The sequence below is a fragment of the Vitreimonas sp. genome, assembly GCF_035627415.1.
Classification (GTDB): domain Bacteria; phylum Pseudomonadota; class Alphaproteobacteria; order Caulobacterales; family Aquidulcibacteraceae; genus Vitreimonas.
Map to the genome: position 1 here is coordinate 129155 of NZ_DASPLU010000030.1, position 6932 is coordinate 136086.

Consider the following 6932-nt stretch of genomic DNA (forward strand, 5'->3'; position numbering starts at 1 on the left):
AAGCGCGACGGAGCGACCCATGGCCCAGATGAATTACCTCACCCAATGCACGTTCGACTTCGGCGCGCTGGCGCAGCTGCCGAAAGTGCTGAAGGCGCACGGCGTTAGCCGGCCGTTCGTGGTGACCGATCCGGGGCTCAAGGCGAACGGCCTGCTCGACACGCTGCTTTCGGCCCTCGGCGAGCCGCCTGCGGGCGTGTTCGCTGAGACGCCGGCGAATCCGACCGAGAGCGCGTCGGCGAAAGCGGCTGAAGCGTACCGATCATCCGGCGCGGACGGGATCATCGCCTTTGGCGGCGGCTCCTCGATGGACCTCGCCAAGGCCGTGGGCCTCATGGTCACCCATGAGGGACCATTCGAGCGGCTCGGCGGCTCCAAGCGGGGCATGAAGTTCATCACTCGGATTCCGCCGCTGATCGCCGTGCCGACCACCGCAGGCACCGGCAGCGAAGTCTCACCGGGCGCCGTCGTCATTCTCGACAACGGCATGAAAGAGACGTTCGTCTCGCCGTTCCTCGTGCCCGTCGCGGCGGTCTGCGATCCGGAGCTGACGCTCGGATTGCCGCCGCTGCTCACGGCCGCCACCGGGATGGACGCGATGACCCATTGCATCGAAGCGGTGCTGACGCCGGTGGTGCATCCGCCGGCCGAAGCGATCGGCCTCGATGGCGCCGAGCGCATCGGCAAATGGCTCGAGCGCGCGGTGAAGAATGGGCAGGACCGCGACGCGCGCTGGCACATGATGATGGGCTCGTTCGAGGGCGCGCTCGCGTTCGCGAAGGGGCTCGGCGCCGTGCACGGGCTTTCGCACGCGCTCGGCCGCATTCACGAACTCAAGCTCCACCACGGCACGCTCAACGCTGTGATCCTGCCGCACTCGCTGGCGATGATCGCCGAAGCCGGCGAGGTCGAGGAAAAGCTCGCGCGCATCCGCCGCGCGCTTTGGCTCGAACCGGGCGCCGACCTGGCGCGCTACATCCTCGACCTCAACGCTCGCATCGGCCTGCCTCCTAACCTCGGCGCCATGGGCGTGACGGCCGAGCACGGCGAAGGCGCGATCGATTACGCCGTGAGTGACATCGCCACGCTCAGCAACGCCATACCATTTGATGCGGACAAATACCGCGAGCTGTTCAAACGGGCGCTTTAGCGCGCCAGTTGTTCGCTTTTTGGACGAACGCGCGCAGGCGCCGCTCCCGTGCCTGGAGATTCTCCCCCGTGGCGGTAATTTTCGTCACAATACTGTGCAACAAGATCGGTTCTGACAACGTCTGACGTCCCGGCGGGCTGCGCCGCCATCAGGGGTCTTCAATGCAGGACGCACACCGCCGCGCGCTTGGCGCGTCGTGATCGCCGACGGCATGGGTATGGCGGCGGAAGCGCTGCCCTATCTCATCTCGTTGTCTCAATGGTCGCTGCACCGGCGTCTGCTCGGACGCAAGCTGCCGCGCGCGCTGCGGACGTGCGCGCATTTCGTCCGCGACAAGCTCAAGCTTTCGGAATCGCCGCGCGGCGTTGGCCTCGCCGCGCTCGACTTTCCGGTTGTGGCGCGGCGCGAGTTCGGTCTCGGCGCGGTTGAGTACATCGGCTACTTCTACGCCCCGTATGTGCGCAGCGCCCGCTATCTGCGCGAACTCAGGACGCGCGCCGAAGGCGAAGGCGTGCGCGGCCTCGTTGTCACCTGCGGCGCCGAAGGCGCGATCGGCCATCCGAACCCAAAGAAGCGGCGCGCCATCGTCTCGCGCCATTTGAAGTGGCTGGACATGGCGGCCTATCTCGGCTGCCACTCGATCTGCATCCGCGCCGACAGCGCCGGCGCTCGCGAGGATCAAACCGCGCGTGTGGCGGACGGTGTGCGCGGTCTGGCCGAATGGGCCAATCTGCACGGCCTCGACGTGCTGATCGAAAACCATTACGGGCTCTCGAGCGACGCATCCTGGCTCAGGGAAGTCGTCGCGCGCGCGGACCATCCGCGCATCGGCACGCTGCCGGACTGGGGCAACTTCACCGCCGCCGAGGGCGACCGATACGACGAGATCGCGCAGATGATGCCTATGGCGCGCGCCGTCAGCGCCAAGTGCTACGACTTCGGCGCCGACGGCCGCGAAACCACGCTCGACTTCCAGCGCCTGGTCGGCATCGTCAAACGCGCGAACTATCGCGGCCATATCGGCATCGAATACGAGGGCGATCGCATGAGCGAAGCCGATGGCGTAAAGGCCTGCAAGGCGCTGCTCGAACGGCTGCAGCGCGAGCCGGCGGCGGTCGCCTCCTGACCGCCGTCGGCGCTCTGGCGTTAGTCGACCTTCGCCAGAAAGCTCAGCACCGCGTCCCAAGCTTCGGGTTCGTCGAGCATCGGCGCGTGGCCAACTCCTTCGATCGTGACCGCCTCGAGCTCCGGCTTCTGCGCGCGCATCATCGCCACCACGTCATCGCCGAACAGATCGGAAAGCGCGCCCCGCACTGAGAGCATCGGCTTCTGCGCCAGCGCGGCGAAGATCGGCGTGAGATCGGGCGGCGGCGCGTCTTCGTCGAAATCGACGAAGGCGAGCGCGATGTGCGGATCGTAATCGAGTTCGAGCTGGCCGTCGTCACGCTCGCGGAAGGTGCGCCGCGCGAACGCAAGCCAGAAGCGCTCGTCGTCGGCGCGCTCCGGAAACGCCGTCCCGTTGGTCGCCTTGATCGCTTCGGCCGCCTCGGCCCAGGAGCCCACCGGCTGCACGTGGCCGACATAGCCGGCGATGCGCGAAAGCCCGGCGGCGTTCAGCTTCGGCCCGACATCGTTCAGCACCGAAGCGGCGACGCGGTCCGGCGCCAGCGCGGCCACCACCATGGTGATGAGGCCGCCCATCGAGGTGCCGATGAACACGGCTTTGGCGATCTCGAGCTTGTCCATCAGCGCGAGCACGTCCTGGGCGTAGACGGCGGGCACGTAGTGGGCCGGATCGGGGTCGTTGGCGCTCTTGCCGCGGCCGCGCATGTCGGCGGCGACGACGCGCCGGCCCAGGGCGGCGATGCGCGGGGCGACGATCTCGAAGTCGCGCGAGTTGCGCGTGAGCCCGTGCAGGCAGATTACCGGCAGGCCGGTTTCCGGCAGAAGCGGCGGGTAGTCGCGGGCGTAGATGGTCAGGCCATCGATGGTCTCGACGATCCGCTCTTCATAGCCGCCGATCGAGACGGGCGCGCCGGCATCCATGGCGTTCTCCTAGCCCGGCGCGGTGCGACTCGCCGTGGCGTTGGCGTCGACATAATCGACCGCGCGCATGGCCCGCAACCGCGCTAGCCAACGCTGCTGCACGCTGGCGCGTTCGCTCGCCACGATGGCGGCGCAGGTGCGCAGCACGATCTCGGCGCCGCCCGCGGTGAAGCGGTCGAAGCAGAGCCCGGCGAAATCGCTTTGCCGGCGAAGCTGAATCTCGACCTGACGCTGCGCCGCGGCGACCCGCCCGCGCGCGGCCAGAGCCTGCGCACGCGCGATCGGGCCGGAACCGCGGAACCGGACGAGGAACGCGAGGGGCTGCGCGTGCGGCTGCGCCTGGGCGACTTCGAAGCCGCCGGCGGGCGCGGCGGCGGATGCGCGCTGCGGCGGCGCCGGTTGCGCCGTTACGGCGAGCGCCGCAGCCATCAGCGCGGCGGTGACGGCGATGCCCCAGGTGCGCAGCGCCTCGGTCTTCATGGCGCGGCCGGCGCGATGGTGCGCGCCGCGAGCGCAAGGTCGAGCGCCCCTCGCCCGCTCGGGCGCGCGCAGGTCGTCGCGCCCGTGCTGAGGGGCGTCGCGTTGCGTGAGCGGGCGCACTCGATCTGGCCGAACTCCGCGCCATGGCCGCTGATGGCGCGTCTGAAAAGCGCGTCCTCCAGTTCGCGCCCGCGCAGGCCGGATTGCGAAGCGAGCAGCGCCAGCGCCGCCGAGACGTGCGGCGCGGCCATCGAGGTGCCTTGCAGGAACGAATAATAGCAGCGCTCGGTCGAGTTCTGGTTCAGCGGATCGTAGCAGCCGGTCGCGGTCGCGCGGGTGGAGAGCACGCCGTCCGGGCGGCCGTCGCCGTCTGCATCCGAGAACACGTCGCCGCCGGGCGCGAGCAGATCCACTTCGGGGCCGAAGTTCGAGTAGAAGGCCAGGCCGCCGCGCGCGTCGCTGGCGCCGACGACGACGACGTTGTTGCAGTTCGCCGGCGCATAGAGCCGCGTCTGGTTGGCTTTGTTGCCGGCCGCGACGACGACGATCACGTTGTTCGCGACGGCCGCATCGATCGCCGCCTGCATCGAGGCCGGGCACGGCGCCTGGATCGTTAGGCTCATATTGATGATGTCGGCCGGATCGCGGTTGACGATCTGCTGGCCCGCCGCGTTGAGCGCCGGCGCCACCCCGGCGGCCCAGCGTATGCCGGAGACGATGTCGGCGAGTTCGCCGCCGCAGCGCCCCAGCACGCGCACGGGAATGACGGTGACGTTCCACGCGCCGCCGGCGACGCCGACGCGATCGTTGGTCGCCGCCGCGCCGATCGTGCCGGCGACGTGTGTGCCGTGGTACGAGTTCTCCGCCGCCGCGCCGCAGCGATCGCCGGCATCCTGCGCATCGCCGTCGACGCCGTCATTGTCGCCGCCGCGCTCAGGATTGGCGATCATGTCGACGCCGGAGACGACATTGCCCGACGCAACGATATCGGGATGGTTCAGATCGACGCCCGTATCGAGCACGGCGACACGCACTTCGCGCGAACCGACTTGGCTGGCCTCCCAGAAGGTGAGGAAGCCGGCGCCGCCGGCGGACTGGCCCTCGCCGGTCCCGCGCGGCCGATAGTGCCATTGCAGCGCATAGAGCGGATCGTTCGGCGCGCCGCCGATCGGAGTCTGCGCCGGCGCAGGCGCGCGCGGCTGCTGCGGCGGTTGCGTGCCGGGCTGCTGTTGTTGCTGCTGCGGATTGCGCCGCGGCGGCCAGTCGAAGCCGGGATCGGCGATATAGTTGGGTTCGGCGTATTCGAACTGGCGCGACGCCTGCAGCCGCTGGATGGCGCAGCGCGTCGCCAGCGCGATGTCGGTTTCGAGCTGGCGCTGGGTGACGATGCGCGGGCAGCGGTCGGCCTCGTTCCACTCGATCGCCGAAGGCGCCTGCGCCGCCGCTTCGCCGGCTTGCTGCGCATAGCGTAGCGAGGTCGGGCTCGCGCCGGCGCCGGCGAGACTGACGGTGACGACGCCGCCCGGGCGCACCTGCACTTCGCCGTCGACGCCAAGGCGTCCCAGCACATCGCGCGCGGCGATGCGGGCGGCTTCGGACGCTTCCGCCTCCGCGCGGGCGCGCACTTCCTCGACCATGTTCTCCGGCAGCTGTTCGAGCGCATCGGCGCCCTGCGCGCGCAGCGAGCGCACGAAATTGCTGGCGAGACCCATTTCGCTCGCGCTTTCCGCCAATTCCTGCTCGACGCGCGCGCCGATCAGGACCTGGCCGGGCGCGATCAGCACCGGCTCGGGCGCCAGCAGGGCCGCGATCTGATCCTGCGGCTGCACCGCACCGGCGAGCGCGCGGGCTTCGAGCGGCACTTGGTTGAGCGCGACCGGGCCTGGACCCGCTTGCTGGTCGCCGCGATCGAACACCTTGCCGATCTGATCGCAGGCGCCCAACGCCAGGAGCGGGGCGAGCACGAGTGCGGCCAGGCTCCAGCGACGATGCGACATGCTTGGCTCCCCACCCATTTTAGCCGAAACTACCTTGTCTTAGCTTGGCCCTCCCCGATGACAAGGCGATGTCGGCGGCGGCCCGTGGAGAAGGCCGAACGGCCGGCAAATGAGCATTTTCCCTCTTGCGGCGAACCTCACGCAGGCGCGGGCGCCGGATGCGCCGCGCGCCCGCACCGAGGACGAGGCGACCACGCTTGCGGGCGGGCCGGTATTCCTCGCCGTCGAGGAATTGCCGGACGCGTTCGAAACGCCGGACGCCGCCGAGCAGGCGGTTCCGGAGCTCTACGGCTCGGGCCTCTACGAATTGCTCTGGCGCGACGGCGCTTGGCGCGTGAGCATGCGCTATTGGCGGCCCGCGCCGCCAGCGCCGGTCGCGCGCACCGGCGAAGCGGCGGCGAAGAAACCGCTCGGGCGCGCGCGCACACCGGAAGAAGCGCGCGCACTGCTCGAGGCGCCGGCCGAACTCGCGCGCGAAGTGCTGCCTAATCTCTACGTCGACCACAAGCAATTGATGAAACGCTGGGGCAAGCTGGTGACGAGCGGCCTCGGCGAGATCGTCGAGCGTGAGGGCAAGTTCGCGTGCGCCATCACCTATTGGCGGCCGATGCACGCGCCCGGCATTGCGGCGCCGCTTGCGCCGGCGGAACGCGTCGAGCTGGCCGAGCGCGTCTTGGCGCCGTTGCGCGGACCGGAGCCGCAGGCGGAATTGGATATCGGACTGTTCGAAGATCAAGCGCCTGAGAATCCAAACGTGGTGCTGGTGACAGAAGAGGGCGACGGACGGTTCAGGGGAAGCGAATGACTCGGTTATCGGGACTCAGTTATCGGGACGCGCGTCGTCCGCGGCGCAACGGGGGCAACGCCGCTCAATCCCGATAACCGATAACCGACAACCGAATCCCGAGTGGGAGACGGGGCGCGCGATCCGCGCTGAGTAGTCTCGAGGGGTGCGCGAGGCATCTCTGCATCGCGCCGCGCGCTTCGCGCGCCCCGGTTTCCGGTCGTTTTTCCCGGCCTGGGACGAGGAGTTGTGGAACGCCGTCTTGCGACAGCTCGCCTCCTGCACGATGGAATGCGGACGCGCCTCTTCACACCAGGCCGTATCCGCTCCGACGCAACCCGCCATCGACGGATGGCGTCTCGGGGCTTAGCTCCATTCCCAATTCGCCGGTGCTGTGGGCAGGCGTTCCGTTCACCTGGACCCGACGGTTTCACTCCCCGCCGGCAACTCCCACCGACCGTGTCTTGCACCTCTC

At 69.2% G+C, this 6932-nt stretch carries 6 protein-coding genes; 3 read left to right on the forward strand and 3 right to left on the reverse strand.

The genetic code is table 11. From position 1 onward, the window contains the following. The first annotated feature begins 19 nt into the window (after nucleotides 1-19). Both VEA80_RS15975 and VEA80_RS15980 read left to right on the forward strand, forming a co-directional pair. Complete coding sequence (locus VEA80_RS15975; protein ID WP_325061767.1) at nucleotides 20-1150, forward strand: iron-containing alcohol dehydrogenase; 1131 nt, start codon at nucleotides 20-22, stop codon at nucleotides 1148-1150. A 196-nt stretch (nucleotides 1151-1346) separates the two neighbouring features. After that, nucleotides 1347-2276 carry a sugar phosphate isomerase/epimerase family protein gene (locus VEA80_RS15980; protein ID WP_325061768.1) on the forward strand — a complete coding sequence of 310 codons (930 nt, stop codon included), beginning with the start codon at nucleotides 1347-1349 and terminating at the stop codon, nucleotides 2274-2276. Between the two features lie 20 nt (nucleotides 2277-2296). On the opposite strand, the gene VEA80_RS15985 is transcribed toward VEA80_RS15980, so the two are convergent. The 3 genes from VEA80_RS15985 to VEA80_RS15995 are packed head-to-tail and all read right to left on the reverse strand — an operon-like array spanning nucleotide 2297 to nucleotide 5673. Continuing rightward, nucleotides 2297-3196: an alpha/beta hydrolase gene (locus tag VEA80_RS15985; RefSeq protein ID WP_325061769.1), complete on the reverse strand. Its 900-nt coding sequence runs from the start codon at nucleotides 3194-3196 to the stop codon at nucleotides 2297-2299. Between the two features lie 9 nt (nucleotides 3197-3205). Next, complete coding sequence (locus tag VEA80_RS15990; RefSeq protein WP_325061770.1) at nucleotides 3206-3676, reverse strand: hypothetical protein; 471 nt, start codon at nucleotides 3674-3676, stop codon at nucleotides 3206-3208. Next, on the reverse strand, nucleotides 3673-5673 hold the full coding sequence (locus VEA80_RS15995; protein ID WP_325061771.1) for a S8 family serine peptidase: 2001 nt from the start codon (nucleotides 5671-5673) through the stop codon (nucleotides 3673-3675). The genes VEA80_RS15990 and VEA80_RS15995 overlap by 4 nt, the downstream gene beginning before the upstream one ends. A gap of 109 nt (nucleotides 5674-5782) precedes the next feature. Between VEA80_RS15995 and VEA80_RS16000 the strand changes: the two genes are divergently transcribed. Continuing rightward, the gene (locus tag VEA80_RS16000) at nucleotides 5783-6478 is read left to right on the forward strand and encodes a hypothetical protein (protein WP_325061772.1); all 696 of its coding nucleotides are present in this window, start codon (nucleotides 5783-5785) and stop codon (nucleotides 6476-6478) included. The last annotated feature ends 454 nt before the right edge of the window (nucleotides 6479-6932 follow it).